The sequence below is a fragment of the Halomonas sp. AOP7-E1-9 genome (assembly GCF_052376035.1).
Taxonomy (GTDB): Bacteria; Pseudomonadota; Gammaproteobacteria; order Pseudomonadales; family Halomonadaceae; genus Vreelandella; species Vreelandella citrativorans.
Map to the genome: position 1 here is coordinate 1 of NZ_JBQSVC010000037.1, position 20,001 is coordinate 20,001.

At 56.0% G+C, this 20,001-nt stretch carries 15 protein-coding genes; 9 read left to right on the plus strand and 6 right to left on the minus strand.

Going from position 1 to position 20,001, the window contains the following annotated elements; translation table 11 throughout:
- The 3 genes from ACT3R4_RS15870 to ACT3R4_RS15880 all read left to right on the plus strand — a co-directional run.
- A partial coding sequence (locus tag ACT3R4_RS15870) for a hypothetical protein (RefSeq protein ID WP_496201235.1) occupies window positions 1–226 on the plus strand: 226 nt, incomplete at its 5' end.
- Between the two features lie 238 nt (window positions 227–464).
- The gene (locus ACT3R4_RS15875; RefSeq protein ID WP_193057333.1) at window positions 465–2,366 is read left to right on the plus strand and encodes a sensor histidine kinase; all 1,902 of its coding nucleotides are present in this window, start codon (window positions 465–467) and stop codon (window positions 2,364–2,366) included.
- Complete coding sequence (locus ACT3R4_RS15880; RefSeq protein WP_193057332.1) at window positions 2,359–3,741, plus strand: sigma-54-dependent transcriptional regulator; 1,383 nt, start codon at window positions 2,359–2,361, stop codon at window positions 3,739–3,741. The genes ACT3R4_RS15875 and ACT3R4_RS15880 overlap by 8 nt, the downstream gene beginning before the upstream one ends.
- Here ACT3R4_RS15880 and ACT3R4_RS15885 read toward each other — a convergent pair.
- From ACT3R4_RS15885 to ACT3R4_RS15895, 3 genes are all read right to left on the minus strand, one after another.
- Window positions 3,717–4,388: a metal-dependent hydrolase gene (locus ACT3R4_RS15885; RefSeq protein WP_193057331.1), complete on the minus strand. Its 672-nt coding sequence runs from the start codon at window positions 4,386–4,388 to the stop codon at window positions 3,717–3,719. The two genes, ACT3R4_RS15880 and ACT3R4_RS15885, sit on opposite strands and share 25 nt — an antisense overlap.
- 108 nt (window positions 4,389–4,496) lie before the next feature.
- Window positions 4,497–5,054: a gamma carbonic anhydrase family protein gene (locus ACT3R4_RS15890; protein ID WP_172118892.1), complete on the minus strand. Its 558-nt coding sequence runs from the start codon at window positions 5,052–5,054 to the stop codon at window positions 4,497–4,499.
- Between the two features lie 119 nt (window positions 5,055–5,173).
- Window positions 5,174–6,514 carry a sodium-dependent transporter gene (locus tag ACT3R4_RS15895; RefSeq protein WP_441679725.1) on the minus strand — a complete coding sequence of 447 codons (1,341 nt, stop codon included), beginning with the start codon at window positions 6,512–6,514 and terminating at the stop codon, window positions 5,174–5,176.
- 157 nt (window positions 6,515–6,671) lie between these two features.
- Between ACT3R4_RS15895 and prlC the strand changes: the two genes are divergently transcribed.
- The 4 genes from prlC (at window position 6,672) to ACT3R4_RS15915 (ending at window position 12,690) form a co-directional block, all read left to right on the plus strand.
- The gene (prlC, locus tag ACT3R4_RS15900; protein ID WP_193057330.1) at window positions 6,672–8,720 is read left to right on the plus strand and encodes an oligopeptidase A; all 2,049 of its coding nucleotides are present in this window, start codon (window positions 6,672–6,674) and stop codon (window positions 8,718–8,720) included.
- A gap of 62 nt (window positions 8,721–8,782) precedes the next feature.
- Window positions 8,783–9,034 carry a YheV family putative zinc ribbon protein gene (locus ACT3R4_RS15905; RefSeq protein WP_172118895.1) on the plus strand — a complete coding sequence of 84 codons (252 nt, stop codon included), beginning with the start codon at window positions 8,783–8,785 and terminating at the stop codon, window positions 9,032–9,034.
- Between the two features lie 366 nt (window positions 9,035–9,400).
- Window positions 9,401–10,381, plus strand: coding sequence for a TAXI family TRAP transporter solute-binding subunit (locus ACT3R4_RS15910; protein WP_172118896.1), 981 nt, complete (start codon window positions 9,401–9,403; stop codon window positions 10,379–10,381).
- 98 nt (window positions 10,382–10,479) lie between these two features.
- Complete coding sequence (locus ACT3R4_RS15915) at window positions 10,480–12,690, plus strand: TRAP transporter permease (RefSeq protein ID WP_441679723.1); 2,211 nt, start codon at window positions 10,480–10,482, stop codon at window positions 12,688–12,690.
- 101 nt (window positions 12,691–12,791) lie between these two features.
- Here the strand turns inward: ACT3R4_RS15915 and metF are convergent, their stop codons facing one another.
- A complete protein-coding gene (gene metF, locus ACT3R4_RS15920; protein ID WP_172118898.1) occupies window positions 12,792–13,634 on the minus strand; it encodes a methylenetetrahydrofolate reductase [NAD(P)H] in 843 nt (280 codons plus the stop codon).
- A 147-nt stretch (window positions 13,635–13,781) separates the two neighbouring features.
- On the opposite strand from metF, the gene ACT3R4_RS15925 reads away from it, so the two are divergent.
- A complete protein-coding gene (locus ACT3R4_RS15925; RefSeq protein ID WP_441679720.1) occupies window positions 13,782–14,717 on the plus strand; it encodes an AEC family transporter in 936 nt (311 codons plus the stop codon).
- Here the strand turns inward: ACT3R4_RS15925 and ligB are convergent.
- Both ligB and metK read right to left on the minus strand, forming a co-directional pair.
- Entirely contained in the window at window positions 14,714–16,414 is a 1,701-nt protein-coding gene (ligB, locus tag ACT3R4_RS15930; protein WP_441679719.1) for an NAD-dependent DNA ligase LigB, read from the minus strand. The genes ACT3R4_RS15925 and ligB overlap by 4 nt on opposite strands.
- A gap of 109 nt (window positions 16,415–16,523) precedes the next feature.
- The gene (gene metK, locus ACT3R4_RS15935) at window positions 16,524–17,744 is read right to left on the minus strand and encodes a methionine adenosyltransferase (protein WP_193054318.1); all 1,221 of its coding nucleotides are present in this window, start codon (window positions 17,742–17,744) and stop codon (window positions 16,524–16,526) included.
- A 264-nt stretch (window positions 17,745–18,008) separates the two neighbouring features.
- Between metK and tkt the strand changes: the two genes are divergently transcribed.
- Window positions 18,009–20,000, plus strand: a complete 1,992-nt coding sequence (gene tkt / locus ACT3R4_RS15940) for a transketolase (protein ID WP_441679717.1) — start codon at window positions 18,009–18,011, stop codon at window positions 19,998–20,000.
- The last annotated feature ends 1 nt before the right edge of the window (window position 20,001 follow it).

The window sequence follows — 20,001 nt, forward strand, 5'->3', positions numbered from 1 at the left end:
TGGAGCCGCTTGCCTCAGCGAGGAAGGCGTATTCTACGCATTTCCTGATATTTGTCAACCGCTGTTTTCAGCGGGTGAAGCAAGCGACTTAAACCTCGCTAACTTCCTGACAAACCGAAGGTTTTCACCTTCTTCACCGCTGGTAACGCTGGGCGTCCCCGGCAGCGGATGCGTACTTTACGGATTCGCCGGGCGTTTGGCAAGGGGCTGGGTGAAATATGTCTGAAATAATGCCATATCGTCATAATGCAGGGTAACTACTCGCTCTTCAGGAGGCCTTCCTGACTCCAGCAACACTGCTACCAATGTGTATTAGTAGCCCAGAGGGCTAGCTTGAGGCACGGCGATCTCCTGCCTTATGATTGGTCATACCTATTAATGGATGCCTAGCGGATGATATTCCCCCACCTCGCCAACAGCAGGCAGCACGTGCGCTACGCCGTGCCCGTGGTAAGTAGCAGCGTATGAAGCATCGCCGCTGGAAAGGTATATGGCTTGTTGCCATCACCCTAGGCCTCATACTCGTCATGTGGCAAGCCGCCCACTTGGCGCGCGAGCAAGCTATCTCCACCCTTCAGGAAGACGCCGAAAACGAGCTACGCCTTTCTGTCGCCAACCTTAATGGCTATCTGCTCCGCTACGACTATTTACCCCAAATGCTCGCGACGCGTGAAGGTGTTCAACGCTTTTTGGCCTCTCCGGAAACCCAGAACGCCATGCCGCTTAACCTGCGGCTGGATCGTTTCCGCTTTACCGCAGGCGTTTCTGACGTTTACCTGCTCGACCGCGATGCCAACACAATTGCCGCCAGCAACTGGCATCGTCCCAATACGTTTTTAGGTCATAACTACGCGTTTCGCAGCTACTACACAGAAGCCATCGCCGGACGGCAAGGGCGGTTTTATGGACTAGGGACCCAGTCACTGGAGCGGGGCTACTTTTTCTCGGCGCCGGTATGGCTGGATGATACTTCGCCAGATGCGCAACCCTCCGGTGTTATCGTCATCAAGGTGTTACTGGATGAAGTTGAAGAGGGCTGGGCTGAGCAAGATGCTGAGCTGCTGGTGACCGATAATGACAATATTATCTTTATGGCCAGCCGCCCTGAGCTGCGCATGAATGCACTCTATGCGCTTAGTGATGAACAACGTCAAACGCTTCGTGACACACGCCGCTACGCCATTGAACCACTATCCCCTTCAGGCATTAATATTGATGCACCTTATGGACCAGACAGTGCACTGGTTAGTTTTTCTCAGGGCCCGCTTAGTAGCAGCCGTTATTTAAGCCTGACACGCCCCGTGGTGGAGTTTGGCTGGCACATGCATATTCTCAAGCCCTTAACACCCGTTGTCCGCGCTCAGTGGATCGCCGCACTTATGGCGGGCGGGCTTTACGGAATGATTGTACTCGGGGGCGGCATTGGCTGGCAGCGCCTGCGCTTGCGTCGTGAGCGCGAAGCGTTTGCTGAACGCGAACGGCATACCCTTGCCCTGGTGCGTGATGAGCTGGAAGCCAGCGTCGAGCGCCGCACTCACGACTTGGTGGCCAGCAACCAGCGCCTTTCCAATGAAATCGAAGAGCGACGCCGCGCAGAAGCCAACCTGCGTCAAACTCAGGATGAACTCATCCAGGCCGCCAAGCTGGCAGTCCTTGGCCAATTGGCAGCGGGCATCAATCACGAACTGAACCAGCCGCTGGCAGCCATTCGGGCCTATGGCGAAAATGCCCGGCGCTTTTTAACGCTTTCCCGAGTAGATCAAGCGGACGCAAATCTTGAGCAAATCGTTGATCTCACCAAGCGCATGGCCGATATCAGCGCACAGCTTCGTCAATTCTCGCGTAAAAGCAGTGAGCGGCAGGAAACCATCTCTGTGCAGGCTTGCATCGAATATGCACTTCGCTTGTTCCAGGGTCGCCTGCGCGACGGGCATGTTACCGTTGAACAGCATTGGCCCAAGGAAACGCTATGGGTAACGGGCGATCTGGTACGCTTGGAGCAAGTACTGGTCAACCTGATTAGCAATGCCCTGCACGCCATGCAAGAGACCCCAGAACCTCGGCTTATCTTGAGTGCGGCGCTGAACGAAAAGCAGGTCACCATTAACGTTATGGATAACGGCCCCGGCATTGGCGACCAGCACCTAACACAAATCTTTGAACCCTTTTTTTCCACCAAAGCACCGGGAAGCGGATTGGGGCTGGGGCTTTCCATCTCGTCGCGTATCATGGATGACCTGGGTGGCAAGTTGCAGGCCGTCAATCGCGATCCAACAGGCGCCTGCTTTATTATTTCACTACCTTTCGCGCCACCGATACACGCGCCTGCACCCTCGACTCAACAAGAGAACAATAGCCATGCATGAACCGTCGATGCTGCCGGTCATGGTGATCGACGATGAGCCTCATCTGCGTATTACCGCTAGCCAAACCCTAGAGCTTGCCGGCTACACGCCCACCTGCTTTGCGTCAGCCGAGCAAGCCCTGGCGGCGCTACCCGCAGAGTTTCCTGGCGTGATTGTCAGCGACATCCGCATGCCTGGCATGGGAGGGATGGAGCTTCTGCATGAACTGCATCGTCGCGACCCTACCCTACCGATTATTCTGATTACCGGGCATGGCGATATTTCCACGGCGGTAGAAGCCATGCGTGCAGGCGCATGGGACTTCCTGGAGAAGCCATTTGCTGGCGACCAGCTACTCGATGTTGTGCGCCGCGGCATTGAAAAGCGCCAGCTTAGCCTCGAAAACAATCGTCTTAAGGCCGAATTGGAAGTACAGCGGGCTGCCCTTGGCCCGCGCCTGGTGGGGCGCACGGCGGTTATTTCTCGCTTGGCTGCGATGATTCAGCGTATTAGTCAGGTAGAAGCCGATGTGCTGCTGTTTGGCGAAACAGGGACAGGCAAGGACCTCGTGGCCCGGGCCATTCATGAACGCAGCGCTCGACGCAACAACCCCTTTATGGCAATCAACTGCGGTGCCGTGCCGGAAAACACCATTGAGTCTGAGCTGTTTGGGCATGAAAAAGGGGCTTTTACCGGCGCGATTGAACGCAGAATTGGTAAGCTTGAGCACGCTAACGGCGGTACTGTTTTCCTCGATGAGATTGAGTCGATGCCACTGGCTCTTCAGGTCAAACTACTGCGCGTCCTGCAAGAGCGCAGCATCGAACGGCTCGGTGCCAATGAAGCAGTCACGCTCGACATTCGGGTGATTACCGCCACCAAGGTGGATCTTAAAGTTGCCGCTGAAGAGGGGGGCTTCCGTGAAGACCTCTACTACCGGCTGAATGTTGTCACGCTGGCGTTACCCGCGCTGCGCGAACGGCGTGAGGATATCCCGCTTCTGTTTCAGCACTTTGCCGTCATTGCCGCCAATCGTAGCGGCCTGGAAGCTCCCACCCTGAATAGCCACGGTATCGCCGCACTGCTGGCCCATGACTGGCCTGGCAACGTGCGTGAACTACGCAACCTTGCTGAGCGCTACGTGCTACTCGGCGCAGCATTTGATTACCGCCTGGATATGTTGCTGGAAGGGGTAGCCACCGACACGCCAGAACCCACGTTACCGCGCCAGGTAGAGCTGTTTGAAAAGAGCCTGATTAGCCAGTCGCTTGCCCGTCACCATGGCCGAGTCACCGATGTCTGCCACCACCTGGGCATTCCGCGTAAAACGTTTTACGACAAGCTGAAAAAGCATGGTTTACAGGCCGACGATTACCGCCACAGCAGTGACCCCTGATGAAATAGCTCCATTAAGTCCGACCAGGGCGGCGTCCAGGGAAGCAGTGTCAAGGTGGCAATCAGCATTAATAGGTTGGAAATGGGCCGACGGCTATCGCCGAGTTTGAGCGCAGTACCGAACGAGCGCTTAAGCCGCGCCCCCTCCAAATCCACGCTATACATCTCATCCAGTACCAGGTGAATAATAAACCCCAGCAGCACGGCCATACCGTGTGTCCACGCTAACCCCGCAGGCTGAACAAGCAGATGAAAACTCAGCGCAGCCGTTAATAGCGAACATAGCCCGGCCGCCATCAGCGAGTGCCAAATGCCACGGTGAACCGTCAGTTTTGAGAACAGTATTCCCGCCAAATACCGCACCGAGAAATAAATACCGCCGCAAGCTACCAGCAACATGCCTGGCGTCAGCCATGACTCCAGCAACATTACGCCCACCACCAATGATGGCACGGAAAGAATATTAAAAATCAAACGGATAGAGCGTGATCGGTCAGCATCAATATCGGGCAAAATGCCGCCAAAGGCGACCAACGCCACGATTAGCATGGCTTGAGAATAAGGCCACCACTGGGCTTGCCAACCCGCGTACGCCATTAACATGCCGCCCGCAGTCGCTACCGTCATATGCGTGCGAAAGTTCGCCATGTTATCGCGGCATCCTGAAAAAACTGGATAAATTACCAGATTTTTTAAGATTACAACATGGCTAGTTCAGAAAAAAGGACGGCAAGCCAATATGTTAGCTGAACTTAATCATAAGCAGGCTTCGGCTAAAAATTGATCCTTAAGTTTTACGTAGTTACCTGCGGTATAGGGGAAGAAGGCCCGCTCTTTTTCTTTTAAGGGGCGTAGCGCCTTGGCAGGATTACCGGCGTAAACATAGCCACTCTCCAAGTGCTTACCGGGTGTGACAACAGCCCCAGCGGCAATGATCACTTCATCGTCAACCACCGCGCCGTCCATCACGATAGCGCCCATACCAACCAAAATACGGCTGCCCAGCGTACAGCCATGCAAAATGGCTTTATGACCAATCGTCACATCTTCGCCAATCGTGAGTGGAAAGCCCTCCGGGTTAAACTCACTAGCGTGAGTAATATGCAGCACGCTGCCATCCTGCACGCTGGTACGAGCGCCAATACGAATCCGGTGCATATCGCCACGAATCACCGTCATTGGCCATACCGAACAGTCATTGCCCAGCTCAACGTCACCAATGACCACGCTTGCTGGGTCGATATACACGCGCTCGCCCAAGCGGGGCGAATGGCCTTTAAACTCTCTTAGCGCACTGCTCGCTGCCTCTTTCATTGCACTCTCCTAAAGAGCCTATTTCCAAGTACGTATTTCAAGTACGCATTCCAAGTACCTGCTCCAAGCACATACTGCTCTATTGATGGCGGATATATCCACTCACAAGCGGCATAGCGCTATAAAAGCCCACTCAGCAAGACGATAAACGTCAGCGGAATCGAGACCCAGCGCACAATATTACGCCATAGCAGGTAGCCACCTTCCCCGGCGCCTAACGCTTTCATTGCTCTCTTCTGCGGCATTATCCAGGCAGCAAACGTGGCAATCATCAAGCCACCCAAGGGCAAAAATATGTCTGGTGGAATGCTACTGACCAATTCAAAGATATTGCGCCCAAAGAGTGGTTGGAACTCCGCCAGGGTTGAGAAAGAGAACGCCGACAACAATCCCATGAGCCAAACACTGAGCGCGATGATCGCCGTTGCCATACTGCGCCGAAGCCCAAGCCCCTGCAGCGTCGCGACCATGGGCTCTGCCAGATTAATGGCCGATGTCCAGGTAGCGAGCAGTAACAACAGGAAGAACACGCTTAGCCAGAACGCGCCGCCGGGCAACTCAGAAAAGGCTATCGGCAGGGTCACAAACATCAGGCCCGGGCCCTCAGCCGGGTCCATCCCTTGGGCAAACACCACCGAGAAAATCGCGATACCCGCCAGCAACGCCACGCTAATATCCAGTACGGCAACGGCAAACGCCGCTTTAGGCAAGCTCTGCTCTTCCGGCATATAAGCGCCATACGCCATCAGCGCGCAGGCCCCTACCGCCAGAGTGAAAAACGCATGGCCCATGGCATGCAGCACCACGGTAGGTGTGATTGCCTCAAAGGAGGGTAAAAATAGCCACGTCAACGCCGTGGAGAAGCCCTCGGTGGTGGCAGCGTATCCGGCCAACAGCAACAGCAGCACGTACAGCAGCGGCATGAGTAGATTGTTAAGCCGCTCAAGCCCCTTAGCCACGCCAGCCGCCACCACGGTCATGGTCATAAACAGAAACAGAGAGTGATTGAAAATCAAAAGCCCAGGGCTTGCTAAAAATGCATCGAAACCAGCGCCAATCTCAGCCGCTGTTGCCCCGTTAAATTGCCCGTTGATGGAGGCCACCAAAAACTCGATCGACCAGCCAGACACCACTGAATAGAAGGACAAAATACAAAAAACAGTAAACGCCCCAAAGAGCCCGAGCCAACGCCAGTGCATGGAGGCCCCTGCTTCAGCAGCCAGTGCGCCCAATGCCTGCAACGGACCACGCCGCCCAGCCCGGCCAATGAGAATTTCAGCCATCATGACGGGAATACCCAGCAGCAGCACAAACGCCACGTAAATTAATAAAAACGCGGCCCCGCCATTTTCACCCGCCACATAAGGGAAGCGCCAGATGTTGCCCAGCCCCACCGCAGCACCCGATATTGCCAGGATAAAGGCCCGCTTAGACCCCCAGCGCTCCAGCGTCTCGCTCATTATTGACTCCTGCCATCGTGGGCACTAAAAGGCGGCAAGACTAGCAGGCGCCTGCCAAGAGACCAAACCTTGCCATTGAAACAGCGCCCCTGTGCCCACACTGTTTAGCTATTATTACGCGTTTTTGCACTCATTAACGCTGCCAACTGAGGTGCTTATGACCCACAATCCGCTGCTTGCAACGCACAAGCTTCCCCCCTTCGCTGAAATGCGTGCCGAGCATGTGGTGCCCGCGGTGGAAGCGCTTTTAAGTGAGAACCGTGAAACGATTGACCGCTTGGCCCAGCAGGCCGCAGAAACACCGCCCACGTGGGAGAGCTTTGCCGTTCCGCTGGAAGCGGTAAGCGATAGACTCTCCCAAGCATGGTCGCCGGTGTCACACTTAAATAGCACGATGAACACGCCTGAGCTGCGCGAAGCTTACCAAACCTGCCTGGAACAGCTTTCCGCCTTTGGCACGTGGGTCGGCCAGCACGAAGGGCTTTTCCACGGCTGGCAAGCGCTCAAGGAGAGTGACAACTGGAGCGCGCTGGATGCCGCACAGCAGCGCACCGTTAATAATGCACTGCGCGATTTCCGCCTCGCCGGGGTCGACCTGCCTGCCGACAAAAAAGCACGCTACGGTGACATTCAGTCGCGCCTTTCAACGCTCTCCAATCAATACTCCAACAATGTGCTGGATGCCACCCAGGCATGGCACAAGGACCTCAATAGTGAAGAGGAACTCGCTGGGCTGCCTTCCAGCGCGCTCGATACCTTGAAAGCGGCTGCTGAAGCCAAGGGCGTTTCGGGCTATCGGATTACGCTGGATTTCCCAAGCTTCTTCCCCGTCGTTAGCTACGCTGAAAATCGTGAGCTGCGCCGCGAGGTGTATACCGCGTTTGTCACCCGCGCCTCAGACCAAGGCCCTGATGCGGGCACGTTTGATAACGCTCCGTTGATGGAAGAGATGCTGGCACTACGCCAGGAACTGGCGACGCTGCTGGGGTTCAACACCTATGCTGACTTTTCACTGACCACCAAGATGGCGGACTCTCCCGAGCAAGTGCTCGATTTTCTGGGTGACTTGGCCCGTCGCGCCGTCCCTCAAGCAAAAGAGGAGTTTGCCGAGCTAAGCGCTTACGCGCGCGACGAGCTGGGCATTGATGCGCTGGAGCCGTGGGATATTGCTTACGTTAGCGAAAAGCTGCGTGAAGCGCGCCATGCCATTTCCCAAGAGCAGCTACGCCCCTATTTTCCTGCACCACACGTGATTAACGGTCTCTTTCAAGTGGTTGAGCGGCTTTATGGCGTGCAGGTAGAAGAAGATAGTGAGGCGCCAAGCTACCATAGCGATGTGCGCTATTTCCGTATTAGCGAGCATGGCCAGCCCATTGCCGGGTTCTACCTTGACCTCTACGCTCGGGAAGGCAAACGCGGCGGCGCCTGGATGGCCGACTGTCGAGTACGCCGTCAAACTGAGCATGGTATTCAGTTGCCGGTGGCTTTTTTAACCTGTAATTTTACGGCGCCCATCGGTGGCAAGCCTGCCCTGCTTACCCATGATGAAGTAACGACCCTGTTCCATGAATTTGGACACGGCCTTCACCATATGCTGACCAAGCAGCATATCGCCGACATTTCAGGTATCAACGGCGTTGCCTGGGATGCGGTGGAACTGCCCAGCCAGTTTATGGAGAACTACTGCTGGGAGCGTGAAGGGCTTAACCTGCTGGCCAAGCACGTAGAAACCGGGGAAGCCTTACCGGCTGAGCTGCTTGAACGCCTTCAGGCGGCCAAAAACTTCCAGTCCGCGATGGGCATGGTGCGTCAGCTCGAATTCTCGATCTTTGACCTGCGTTTACACCATGAATTAAGCGCGCCCAGCGCCAGCGATATTCAAACGCTGTTGGATGATGTACGCAGCGCCACTTCAGTCGTACCGGCGGCGCCCTTCAATCGCTTCCAAAACAGCTTTGCGCATATTTTTGCTGGCGGCTATGCGGCGGGGTACTACAGCTACAAATGGGCCGAAGTGCTCTCTGCGGATGCCTGGAGCGCCTTTGAGGAGGCCGGTATTTTTGATGCTGAAACCGGACAACGCTTCCGCCACCAGATTCTGGAACAAGGCGGAGCACGCGATGCCGCAGAGCTATTTGTGGCCTTCCGCGGCCGCGAGCCAAGTGTCGAGCCCCTATTGCGCCATAGCGGTATTCGCGCGGCCTAACCGCTTATTGAACTCAGCACGGTGTCTATTATTTCATTGGCACCGTGCGTTTGGAGAACACCATGTCGACCGTTAAACGCTTTATTGCGGGTGTTATCTGCCCGCGCTGCGCCGCAATGGACCGTGTTCGAGCCTGGGAGCAAAACGGTATTCGCTATCGGGAGTGCGTGAGCTGTGACTTCTTTGAGCAACTGCCCATTGAAGATAACGACTCACCTGAGCTAACAACCCGGGTGAACCAGGTGCGAGAGGAGCAACAGAGTCAGGATATCCAGCCAGTACGGATTCTTGACCCTGGTAAGCCCAATACGTAAGTCATGACTGGGAGGGCTTTGTGCCCTCCTGTCTTACCTTTCACCTCTACCCCTCAGCTTCCAGCCCTTCAAAACAGGGGGCCACGGCACCCTCTCATTGCACTTTCTCTACTTTCTTAGCGCGCACCCAACAGTGTGCGGAAAGCCGCACACTACTTGTCACCCCGCGTGCGTATTGCCAGACAGTTAGACGCCAGGGAGTTTCCACTAAAGTTGAAGACTCTAAAAGCAAGCGTTTGTTTTTACTTAACTATCCTATAAATGGCACGGCAATCGCTCTTAAATGGTTGCTTAAATATTATTGTCACTGGAAAGCGGCTTGCGCTTGCCAGCCTACAATCCCAAGAACAGTTAAGGAAACATGCCATGCGCACCATGATGCCTAAAACTCTCGCCCTGCTTGCAGGTGGCGCGTTACTCGCTTCTGCCAGCGCCCATGCTGAGCGTGCTGACTGGCCAGAAAACTTTACGGTAGGTACCGCAAGCCAAGGCGGCACGTTTTTCGTTTACGGCTCTGGCTGGGCCAACTTTATTGCTGATGAATTAGGCGTTTCTGGCGGCGGTGAAGTAACGGGCGGCCCTACTCAAAACCTGGCACTTGTTCATAGCGGCGATATGGCCTTTGGCTTAACCACCATGGGCCCCGCTTCTGATGCGGTTAACGGCAAAAGCCCGCTGGCACCCGGCATGGTGATGGATAACGTCTGTGCACTGTTCCCGATGTATGAAACGCCGTTCTCGATTGCCGCGCTTTCAAGCTCAGGCATTGAGTCCATTTCGGACATTCCGGACGGTGCGCGTATTGGCTTTGGTCCCGCAGCATCAACGTCTGACACCTATTTCCCAGCGATGCTGGAAACGTTGGGCGTAAACTTCGACCGCCGCAACGGCGGCTGGTCTGACCTTGGCGGTCAGCTGCAGGACGGCCTGTTGGACGTCATCGCTTTTGCGGCCGGCATCCCGATTCCTGCCGTTAGTCAGTTGGAAGTGCAAACGGATGTGAACATCATCGAGTTCAACGAAGATGAGCTTGCGACCGTACTGGACACCTTCCCAGTGGCTGAATTCACTATTCCTGCCAGCACCTACTCAACGCTTGAGGAAGATGCTCGCGCAGTTTCCATGTGGAACTTTGCGATTGCGGGCTGTGATCTTCCGGAAGACTTCATCTACGAAGTCACCAAAGTGACCATGGAAAACAATGACCGTATGCGCTCTATTCACCGCAGTGCTGAAACCAGCATTCCGGAAAATATCGTACACAACAGCGTTCTCCCCTTCCATCCAGGCGCTGCTCGTTGGTACGAAGAGAACGGCTACGAAATCTCTGAAGACCTGATCAACTAAAACTTTACGCATCATCTGGCTGCCCCGTCCTGGTTTTCCAGGCGGGGCAGCTTTGGCTATTGCTCCTTTTTTTGCTCCTGCTGTGAGGGTGAACTCTGATGAGTCCCACAACCCCCCAAACCTCTGATGACCTCAAGGATGATGTCCAGCTTACTTCATCGCCTACCGTTGTTGCAGAGGGCGTCGATGAAGACATCGTTGAATCCAACCGTCGCCTATTTACCGGTTGGCAGTTTTTCCTGTTTGCCGGGCTAGCCATTGCCTACTCAAGTTTCCACTTGGTGTCACTCAACGTGTATCCCATGGAGACCTGGTCGTTTCGTATTGTGCATATTGCAGGGGCACTGATCCTGGGCTACGGCCTGTTTGCGGGAGCTCGGTTTGCCGAAGATGGCCTGAACGCATCACCCGCTTGGCTAACGTGGGTAGGCTACGCGCTGCTGATACCGGCCCTCTACACGCTTGCTCAGGTTTTTTTGATGCAACAAACCCTGAGCGGTGGTGCGATGCGCATCGACCCAATCGTTGAAACCTGGCACTACGGTTATCCATTAATAGCAACGACCGTTGCCGCCATTGTGCTTTCATGGTTTTTCCGCCAGGCACGCGGCTCTTTTAACCCGGCCGATTTAGTCCTGATGGTGTGTGCCCTGGCCAGCGCCGGTTATTTACTGATCATGTACAACACACCTCTGCGCGCTTCAACGGGCACCTCCTTTGCGCCTATCGGGATTTCCTGGGCGGCGATTGCCGGGTCCCTGCTTATTCTGGAGCTTACCCGGCGAGTAGCGGGCCTTGCGCTGGTAATTATTTCACTCATCTTCCTGACATATGTCTTTGCCGGCCCTTACCTGCCCGGCTTCCTGGGGTATCCGGGCCTATCCATGCAGCGCTTTTTTAGCCAGCTTTATACCGACGCCGGTGTCTTGGGCCCCACCATCGCCGTCTCCTCGACGTATATTATTCTGTTCATTATTTTTGCCGCCTTCCTGCAAGCGTCAAAAGTAGGTGACTACTTTGTGAACTTCGCCTTTGCCGCTGCCGGGCGTGCCCGTGGAGGCCCCGCCAAAGTGTCTATTTTTGCCTCGGGCCTGATGGGCATGATCAACGGTACCTCCGCGGGTAACGTGGTATCGACCGGTTCACTGACCATTCCACTAATGAAAAAGGTGGGTTACCCCGCACGTAGCGCGGGCGCTATTGAAGCGGCAGCCTCAACCGGTGGGCAAATCATGCCGCCAATTATGGGGGCAGGCGCCTTTATCATGGCGGAAGTCACGGGCATTCCCTATACCGACATCGCCATTGCAGCGTTGATCCCGGCAATTCTTTACTTCGCGTCTATCTACTTTATGGTGGATTTTGAAGCGGCCCGTAAAGGCATGCGTGGTATGCGTAAAGATGAGATTCCACGCTTCACTAAATTGGTCAAACAAGCCTACCTCTTTGCTCCCATCATTATCCTGATAGCCGCGCTGTTTATGGGCTATTCGGTGATTAGGGCAGGCACCTTGGCCACCGCCTCGGCCGCCGTTGTCAGCTGGATTTCACCCAACAAAATGGGCGTGACCGCCATTCTCAAGGCGCTGCAACTGGCAGGCACCATGGCCATCCAGATCATCGCTGTCTGTGCCTGTGCGGGCTTAATCGTAGGGGTTATTTCGCTCACCGGTGTGGGCGCGCGCTTCTCCTCGCTGCTATTGGGACTGGCAGGTGTTAGCCAACTGCTGGCACTTATCTTTGCCATGCTGATCAGTATCTTGCTGGGCATGGGCATGCCGACCACGGCGGCCTACGCCGTCGCCGCATCGGTCGTGGCACCAGGGCTAATTAATATCGGTATTGAGCCGCTTATTGCCCACTTCTTCGTGTTCTACTTTGCGGTTGTATCGGCCATTACGCCGCCGGTGGCGCTGGCCTCTTACGCAGCAGCCGGTATTTCTGGCGATAACCCCATGGGTACGTCGGTGGCATCGTTCAAGATTGGTCTGGCGGCCTTTATCGTGCCGTTCATGTTCTTCTACAGCCCGGCCATGTTGATGGAAGGCTCTGCCATGCAGATTCTGCGAGTGGGTGTTACCGCCACGCTGGGGATCATTCTGCTTTCGGGTATGGTGCAGGCCTGGTTCTTTGGCCCGGTGAACGTGCTTAAGCGGGTTATCATGTTGGTCGGTGCAATGTGCATGATCTATGGTGGTATCTACACCGATATCGTGGGCCTTGTAATTGGCGCTGGTCTCGTCATCATCCAGCGCAAGCAATTTGGTGGCGGCAAGACGGCTGACAAGGTACAAGCGTCAGCGAGTTAAGCCCACTAACCAACAAAACCAGTAAGGCATAACATAAAACGCCCCGCTCAACTGAGCGGGGCGTTTTGTATGGTGCGATTTAAATCAACAGGTTATCGCAGTTAGCCCACCAGATTATCGACCACTTTCAGTACGGGAGCCGCCTGGTTAAGGGTATAGAAGTGCAGCCCTGGTGCACCACCATCCAGCAGGCGCTGGCAAAGACGGCTTACTGCCTCGGTGCCAAATTTGGCAATGGCTTCGCTGTCATCGCCATAGCTTTCCAGCTGCTTGCGCATCCAGCGAGGAATTTCCGCGCCACAGCTATCCGAAAACCGCGCCAGCTTGGTGTAGTTAGTGATCGGCATAATACCGGGGATAATCGGCTGTTCAACGCCTAGCGCGCGCACTTTATCAACAAAGTTGAAGTAAGCATCGGCGGTGAAGAAGTATTGGGTAATCGCCATATCGGCGCCCGCCTTCATTTTACGCGCAAAGTTTTCGATATCTTTATCAAGGTTAGCTGCCTGAGGGTGGGATTCCGGGTAGGCCGCCACGGCAATATTAAAATGATCGCCCGTCTCGTTGCGAATAAACTCCACCAGCTCGTTGGCATAGCGTAGCTCGCCGATGCTGGCCATCCCGGAAGGCATATCACCACGCAGGGCGACCAGGCTGTTAATGCCTTCTTCGCGGTACTGGGACAGCAAATCACGCAGTTGGGCTTTTTCACTGCCAATGCACGAAAGGTGCGGTGCGGTAGTAATACCGGTCTGGCCAACCGTACGTACGGTGTCCCGCGTACGCGCTTGGGTAGAGCCGCCTGCGCCATAGGTCACAGAGAAAAACCGCGGATTACGAGTGGCCAGCTCATCGCGTACCAGCATCAGCTTGTCGCGCCCAGCATCTGTGTTGGGCGGGAAGAATTCAAAGCTGATACCGAGCGGATGCTGTTGGCTGCCCATGGGGTTTCCTCATACAGAACAATAAAATAAAGAGTGATATTTTGGTGTATTCTCGCTGTTCTATTGCGCCGCGGCTAATGAAAGATTCCACGTTTAGCCTTTAATTCGGCTCATGTTACCCACCCTTTTATGCCGTCAGGAGGGCATATGGAGCTATCACCCAGCGCGTTAATAGGCCCGCTACTCATGCTACTAAGCTTTGTAGGCTTGGGCTGGATTGCCGCCCAACGGTTAAAAATCGACCCAAGGCCCATTGCCACGCTGCTGGTTTATCTCATTGCGCCTTTAACCATTTTTCGCGCGCTGATGAATGGGGGGCCAACGCCTGAGTACCTGGTCTTAACGCTTTCGCTGTTTGTGCTGGTTAGCCTACTGGCGCTGCTGGTTCAGCGCGTAACGCAACACCGCTTTGGTCCGCAGGAAGGCGCGCTGCTGGCGTTTTCATCAGGCACAGGCAACACCGGTTATTTCGGTTTACCGGTAGCGTTGATTCTCTTGCCTCCGGAAGGCGTAACGCTCTACCTGTTCTGCATGCTGGGCATCAATTTGTATGAATTTACCGTGGGTTTTTACTTAAGCGCCCGTGGCCACTTCTCGATTCGCCAAAGCCTGATCAAGATTTCACGCCTTCCGCTGATCTACACGTTTTTGCTAGCGCTACTGCTGAGTTCACTCGATGTCACGCTGCCTACGGCCTTGGCTAGCTCGCTGGATGTTTTTCCCGCGACCTATACGCTGCTGGGAATGATGATTATTGGTATGACGCTTAGCCGGGTAACGCTGGCTGCCTGGGATACGCGCTTTATCGCCGCCTGTGTAGGGCTTCGTTATATCGTTTGGCCAGCGGCTACCTTTGCCGCGGTCATGCTATTACAGATGCTTATGCCGGTGCCTGCAGAACTGGCCATGGCGATACTGCTATTAGGCGTGGTGCCCATGGCTTCTAACGTGGTGGTGGTCGCCATGGAGCTGGGTATCCAGCCGCAAAAAGGGGCGCTGGCGGTGCTGGTAACCACGCTGATGGCGCCGCTACTGATTCCCTTCTATCTGGGGCTCATGCTGCGCGCCACCGGGCTTGGTTAGGGTTGTGTTGTAAACCCCGCTACGTTCAACGCGCGAAGCTGCTCGGCCATGGCCTGCATTTGGGCATGGGAGAAAAAGGCGTCAAGCGCCTGGGCTCTGCCTGGACCGATGCCCGGCAGGGCTTCCCAGTCGCCTGGCTGATACATGCTCGCCACTTGCCAATCAGGCAGGCTGGTAGCGCCAGCAGGCGGCAACCCCAGCCCTTTTAACCAGGCATCATAGGGAGCAGCCTTGGCCGCCTGAAACTGTCGATAAAGCGAGTCGCTACGCGCCTCGCCAATTCCGTGCGCTTGGCGCAGCTGATCGGGTTCAAGCGATAACCAGGCCAGCAGATCCGGCACCAGTCCGGCCTCAAGTAACGCTTGCCAGGTGCCTTCGCCCACGCCTTGAAAACCCAACTGTTCGCCAAGGTAAGTGAGTCGCGCCAGCAGTTGGGATGTGCAGCCTGGGCTATGCTGAAAACAGCTCAGCAGATGGTAGGTAGTCGTAGAGGGTGCTTCCACGACGGTGCGCTCTTGGGTTTGCCATACCACCTCTTCAAGCTGAGGGATGGTAAGCCCGGCCAGGGTAATGGCCAACTGGTCGCCGGGGCGTATATCCAGGTTTTCCCAGCGGTCGAGTGAGCCCAGCGATACGCGACTGATGCGCCGACCTTCCAATTCAATCGGATAGAGCCAGATCAGTGGCGTGATACGCCCAGTTCGCCCAATGCGAAACTCCACGCCACGTACTTCTGCCAGCGCTTTCTGCAGTGGGTATTTCCAGGCAATCGCCCATTCTGGCGGGGCCGTGGACCAGCGCCGAATACCAGGACGTTCCGCCTGTTTAATCACTACGCCGTCGGTTGCAAACGGCAGCGCGCCGTTAAACCACGCCTCCCGCCAGTAAGCCGCATCCGATTCATCACTTAATAAATGCGTGTAGCGGGCAGTATCAAATCCAAGTGCACTCAGTTGCGCCAGCCGCTCAGTCATGTCGGTTGGCCCATCCGGCCAGCCCCATACAAACAGCCCGACCTGCGCCAGCACGTCCTGGGTTGGGCTTGCTTGCGCCATAGCCCCCGCCACGGCCCCGCGGGCCCCCGAACCAGGCGTACGAGACTGAACATGTTCATCAAGCTGCCAATAAAGCTCGCCCTGAAAAATGGCTGAAATAGTGTCGGGCAGCGTATTAGGCACGCTGGGTAATTGTAAGGCGCGGGCCGTCCAATCCTGCCCCTGCTGTCCATCCCCTCGGCTGACCGCTTCCACCAGCTCGCCTGCCTGATAGCGCAGCGTTACCGCCACGCCGTCCACCTTGGGCTGTATCCATAAATTTTCACGGCGACTGGTAAAGCGGCGCACGCCTGCTTCATCGGTTTTATCCAACCCTTGCTGGGCAGCCGGATGCTCAAGCGTACGACGGCTGGACGTTACCCGGGTAAGCGGTTGATGAGCAGTAGCGTCGTTTAGGCAGGCGCGCCAATCCTGGAGGCGGATAAGGGCCTGGTCGTAGAGCACATCATCAATCAACGAGATGCCCTCTTCATGATAGGCATGGTCCCATTGGGCGACTTGCGCGGCGAGCGCGAGAGTCTCCTGCTCAAGCCGTTCATTGGGCCACGTGGGGCAAGCCGCCATAGCCGTACTACTTGTCATGCCAAGCGCCACCATCAACAGCAACCCTCTCATGATTTTTTCCCAGCGTGCTGCCGGCATAACACTTTCCCCAAGTTGTTGTACTGCCTAGCCTAAAACACGCAGCATAAAAAAACGCCCCCTGGCAGAGCCAAAGGGGCGTTCTCTTACAAACTGCCTGGCGAATATCTTACAAACCAGCGGCCTTACGCAGCGCGTCGGCTTTATCGGTCTTCTCCCAAGGGAAGGCGGTAAAGGTTTCAGTGTGCTGTTCACCTTTATCATCGCTCCAGGTGTAGCTGTGCTCGAACGGCGCCCGACCAAAGTGGCCGTAGGCAGCCGTCAGTTGATACATCGGGTGCAGCAGGTCGAGCATTTTGGTGATCGCGTAGGGACGCAGATCAAAGTGCTCGTTCACCAGCTCAACAATCCGGGCATCGTCAATTTTACCGGTGCCGAAGGTATCGATAGCCACGGAGGTCGGCTCCGCAACACCAATCGCGTAGGAAACCTGAATTTCGCACTTATCGGCAAGACCTGCCGCGACCACGTTCTTGGCCACGTAACGGCCCGCATAGGCTGCACTACGGTCGACTTTTGAAGGGTCTTTACCCGAGAACGCACCGCCGCCGTGGCGCGCCATGCCGCCGTAGGTGTCCACGATGATCTTGCGGCCGGTTAAGCCACAGTCGCCCACCGGGCCACCAATCACAAACTTACCGGTCGGATTGATGTGGTACTGGGTATTTTCGTTGAGCCATTCAGCCGGAATCACCTGTTCGATGATTTCGCGCTTGACCATTTTACGCAGGTCTTCCTGATCAATCTCAGGGTCGTGCTGGGTGGAAAGCACCACTGCATCAACGCCACACGGCTGGCCCTGTTCATTATAACGGAAGGTTACCTGGCTCTTGGCATCCGGACGCAGCCACGGCAGCAGACCGTTTTTACGCAGCTCAGCCTGACGCTCAACCAAACGATGCGAGTAGTGGATCGGCGCAGGCATAAACGAATCGGTTTCGTTGGTCGCGTAACCAAACATCAGGCCCTGGTCACCAGCGCCCTGGTCTTCTGGCTTGGTACGGTCAACGCCCTGGGCAATTTCAACACTCTGCTTGCCGATCAGGTTAATCACGCCACATGTCGCGCCATCAAAGCCAACGTGGGAAGAGGTGTAACCGATGTCGGTAATCACGTCGCGTACCAGCGTTTCCAGATCCACCCACGCCGAGGTAGTAATTTCACCAGCGATAATTGCTACACCGGTTTTCACCATGGTTTCACAAGCAACCCGTGCCTGTTTATCCCGGGCGATAATAGCATCCAGCACCGCATCCGAAATCTGGTCGGCAATTTTATCGGGATGACCTTCGGAGACAGACTCCGAGGTAAACAGGGAATATTCGCTCATCGCGCTCTCGACCCTCTGTATGACAGCTGCTCACTACTCGCAGCATCAGCAGGAAATCACGGCAGGAGGTTCCCTGCCCATATAAGGAAGCGGCCTTACCAGGTTGACCACCGCTTCGGGAGGCAGAGTCTACACGCTGTTGAGAGTTCTTCCCAGAATGTGGCCTATAATTTGCCGCTACATTTGCCGCCGCATTTGCCGCAACAGGGGAAGTCAGCGACAATAGCGCCTTCATTATTTCCGTTTTCAGGCGAGGAGCACCCCATGCCGTCCCGTTTTGAGCTGGCCAATGCCATTCGCGCCCTTTCCATGGATGCTGTTCAGAAGGCCAAGTCCGGCCACCCTGGCGCCCCCATGGGCATGGCTGATATCGCCGAGGTGCTGTGGAATGACCACCTCAAGCACAACCCCGAAGACCCAACGTGGGCCGATCGTGACCGGTTCGTGCTGTCCAATGGCCACGGCTCAATGCTGCTCTACTCTCTGCTGCACTTAAGCGGCTATGAGTTAAGTCTGGAACAGCTTCAAAACTTCCGGCAGTTGCACTCGCCCACCGCCGGCCATCCGGAATTTGGCTACGCGCCCGGCATCGAAACCACCACCGGCCCGCTCGGTCAGGGGTTTGCCAACGCGGTCGGCTTTGCGATTGCCGAAAAAACCCTGGCAGCGCAGTTCAACCGCTCGGGCCACACCATTGTCGATCACCACACCTGGTGCTTTTTGGGTGACGGCTGCCTGATGGAAGGTATTTCCCATGAGGCGGCGTCGCTGGCGGGTACTCAGCAGCTGGGCAAGCTGATTGCGCTCTATGACGACAACGGCATTTCGATTGATGGGGAAGTGGAAGGCTGGTTTACCGACGATACCGCCAAACGCTTTGAAGCCTACGGCTGGCACGTGGTGCCCAATGTCGATGGTCACAAGCCGGAAGAGATCCAGGCCGCCATTGCACTTGCCAAACAGAACGATGACAAGCCCAGCCTGATTATCTGTAAAACGATTATCGGTTTCGGTGCGCCCAACAAGCAGGGCAAGGAAGAGTCGCACGGTGCGCCGCTGGGCGAAGACGAAGTTGCCCTGGCGCGCAAGCAGCTGGACTGGCCCCACGCGCCGTTCCATATCCCCGAGCCCGTTTACGCTGGCTGGGATGCGCGTGAAGCAGGTAAAACCCGCCAGCAGGCGTGGGAAAAGCGCTTTGCCCGCTATGCCGAGGCGTTCCCGGCCGAGGCGCAGGAGTTCAAGCGCCGCATGAAAGGCCAGCTGCCGGCTGAAATACCGACCGAAGCCCTCATCGAGCAGGCCCAGGAAAAAGGCGCCAGCATCGCCACCCGTAAAGCGTCACTGGAAGCGCTTAACGTGATTGGTCCGAAAATGCCGGAACTGCTGGGTGGCAGTGCAGACCTTGCCCCGTCCAACCTGACCTTCTGGAAGGGCGCCAAAGCGATTACGCCGGAAGATGCCAGCGGTAACTACCTGCACTATGGCGTACGTGAGTTCGGCATGGGCGCGGTAATGAACGGTATCGCCCTGCACGGTGGTTTTGTCCCGTACGGTGCAACCTTCCTGATCTTCATGGAGTACATGCGCAACGCGGTTCGCATGGCGGCGTTAATGGGTCAGCAGGCGATCTACGTATTTACCCATGACTCCATTGGCCTGGGAGAAGATGGCCCGACCCACCAGCCCATCGAGCAGCTGACCAGCCTGCGCACGACGCCGAACCTGAACACCTGGCGCCCGTGTGACGCCGTGGAAACCGCCGCCGCCTGGGATGCGGCCATCAAGCGTCACTCTGGCCCCACGGCACTGATCCTGTCGCGTCAGAACCTGCCGCACCAGGCGCGCACCAAAGCCCAACTGGCTTCCATTCAGCGTGGTGGTTACGTGCTAAAAGACAGCGACGGTACGCCCGAGCTGATCCTGATTGCCACCGGTTCGGAAGTGGGGCTGGCCATGGACGCTGCCGCCGAGCTTGAAAAGCAGGGCAAAGCAGTACGCGTGGTCTCCATGCCGTCGACCTACCGCTTCAACGGTCAGGACGCCGAGTACCGGGAAAGCGTACTGCCCAGGGCGGTCACCAAGCGCATTGCCATTGAAGCCTCACATGCCGACTACTGGCACAAGTATGTGGGTCTGGACGGCCGTGTGATCGGCATGACCACGTTCGGCGAATCCGCCCCCGCGGGTGAGCTGTTCAAGCACTTCGGCTTTACGGTTGAGAATATCCTCAAAAATGCCAATGAACTGCTTGGCTAAC

What these genes read in the sequence shown, in the direction of transcription:
- ACT3R4_RS15875 (WP_193057333.1), top strand. Translation starts at nt 465, where the DNA reads ATGAAGCATCGCCGCTGGAAAGGTATATGGCTTGTTGCCATCACCCTA.
- ACT3R4_RS15880 (WP_193057332.1), top strand. Translation starts at nt 2,359, where the DNA reads ATGCATGAACCGTCGATGCTGCCGGTCATGGTGATCGACGATGAGCCT.
- ACT3R4_RS15885 (WP_193057331.1), bottom strand. Translation starts at nt 4,388, where the DNA reads ATGGCGAACTTTCGCACGCATATGACGGTAGCGACTGCGGGCGGCATG.
- ACT3R4_RS15890 (WP_172118892.1), bottom strand. Translation starts at nt 5,054, where the DNA reads ATGAAAGAGGCAGCGAGCAGTGCGCTAAGAGAGTTTAAAGGCCATTCG.
- ACT3R4_RS15895 (WP_441679725.1), bottom strand. Translation starts at nt 6,514, where the DNA reads ATGAGCGAGACGCTGGAGCGCTGGGGGTCTAAGCGGGCCTTTATCCTG.
- prlC (WP_193057330.1), top strand. Translation starts at nt 6,672, where the DNA reads ATGACCCACAATCCGCTGCTTGCAACGCACAAGCTTCCCCCCTTCGCT.
- ACT3R4_RS15905 (WP_172118895.1), top strand. Translation starts at nt 8,783, where the DNA reads ATGTCGACCGTTAAACGCTTTATTGCGGGTGTTATCTGCCCGCGCTGC.
- ACT3R4_RS15910 (WP_172118896.1), top strand. Translation starts at nt 9,401, where the DNA reads ATGCGCACCATGATGCCTAAAACTCTCGCCCTGCTTGCAGGTGGCGCG.
- ACT3R4_RS15915 (WP_441679723.1), top strand. Translation starts at nt 10,480, where the DNA reads ATGAGTCCCACAACCCCCCAAACCTCTGATGACCTCAAGGATGATGTC.
- metF (WP_172118898.1), bottom strand. Translation starts at nt 13,634, where the DNA reads ATGGGCAGCCAACAGCATCCGCTCGGTATCAGCTTTGAATTCTTCCCG.
- ACT3R4_RS15925 (WP_441679720.1), top strand. Translation starts at nt 13,782, where the DNA reads ATGGAGCTATCACCCAGCGCGTTAATAGGCCCGCTACTCATGCTACTA.
- ligB (WP_441679719.1), bottom strand. Translation starts at nt 16,414, where the DNA reads ATGCCGGCAGCACGCTGGGAAAAAATCATGAGAGGGTTGCTGTTGATG.
- metK (WP_193054318.1), bottom strand. Translation starts at nt 17,744, where the DNA reads ATGAGCGAATATTCCCTGTTTACCTCGGAGTCTGTCTCCGAAGGTCAT.
- tkt (WP_441679717.1), top strand. Translation starts at nt 18,009, where the DNA reads ATGCCGTCCCGTTTTGAGCTGGCCAATGCCATTCGCGCCCTTTCCATG.